This window comes from Vibrio sp. 1731, assembly GCF_033339955.1.
GTDB lineage: Bacteria > Pseudomonadota > Gammaproteobacteria > Enterobacterales > Vibrionaceae > Vibrio > Vibrio alginolyticus.
In genome coordinates this window covers 1-1,184 of record NZ_JAWOVO010000116.1, presented here as the reverse complement: position 1 = coordinate 1,184, position 1,184 = coordinate 1, and the positions used below count along the sequence as shown (strand labels likewise).

Sequence of the window (1,184 nt, the reverse complement as noted above, 5' to 3'; positions counted from 1 at the left end):
TGCGTTGGTGAGAAAAACATTTATCATGCGAAAAATGGTAAAGACGTTTACAAATATATATTAAATCTGATTAACGAAGAAACAGGACGATTAAAAGATTAAAATGAAAAAGTTAATACCATTTGCGATTATTTTTACTTCAAATGTCGCGCTCGCTAATTGTATCAACCAAAGTGAAAACTATGTTACTTCAAAAGTTTTGAAAAGCTCTGATACAAAAATTACTCAGGTGGATGGAAAACTCGCATCAGTAATTAATGAGGATCTTTCCATTGTGCAAGATGAAAAAATTGAAAAGGTTGAAGCTACAAACGCCACGGAAAGTTGCACATTTGATAAGAACTCAATGTCGTTAGTTCTACACTATGATACTAATGAGCACTATCTAACAAACGTACATAAACAAGCTATATCAAAGTATTTAGAACTGGTTAACGAAGACAAACGTATTCTCGTTGAAGGGCACACGGATGATGTCGGAAGCCAGGCTTACAACAAAAGTTTATCCCTTCGACGTGCAAGCACTGCCTCAAAGTATTTAAAGAAAGATCTGGGGCTTGGCAACAGAATCGTGGAAAAGGCCTTTGGGGAGTCTGCGCCTATATGTAAGGTGAACGAGAATAAGCTGTCAGGCTGTAACCGTCGAGTTGTATTAACTATAGAGTAATGAGCAATCCACTATTTGCTGTTGTAATTTTAATATTCATGTGCTCAATCTTATGTGGTATTTAAAAGCTTAGTTTTTACTAAGCTTTTATTTTTGTGAATATTATTTCTGTAATGTATAAATTAGTTGTCTCAACCAATGAAATGTAAACATATTTTCGTGTCGATATTTTTGTTTTTTGGTAACGCTTACCATTCCTATGCTGAAGTAGAAAAACCAGCGATGAGCGCCCAACTAGAGGAGTATGTATATAACCCTCGTATACTCAAAGATGTTTCTGACACTTTATTAGGCATCGACTTAAATAAAAATAATATCAGAGATGATGTCGATAAAGTCGTTAACCACCTAGAAGTAACAGAAGCTGATAAAGAGTTTATGTTACGTTATATCCAATATGCGACAAGTATATTAAGTTATGACTTCGCAAAAGATAGGTTAGAAAATCCGCTGATTGCTAGCGAGCTCTACAAAGAACTCAATTATATAAATAGTTGCTATAAAGAGTCAGGTGTTG

At 34.6% G+C, this 1,184-nt stretch carries 1 protein-coding gene and 1 pseudogene; both read left to right on the top strand.

What is annotated here, in order from left to right; all coding sequences use genetic code 11:
- The first annotated feature begins 103 nt into the window (after positions 1 to 103).
- Complete coding sequence (locus R7035_RS25575) at positions 104 to 667, top strand: OmpA family protein (protein WP_005459729.1); 564 nt, start codon at positions 104 to 106, stop codon at positions 665 to 667.
- Positions 668 to 889: 222 nt separating this feature from the next.
- Positions 890 to 1,184, top strand: a pseudogene (locus R7035_RS25570) (chromosome segregation ATPase); the annotation flags it as partial.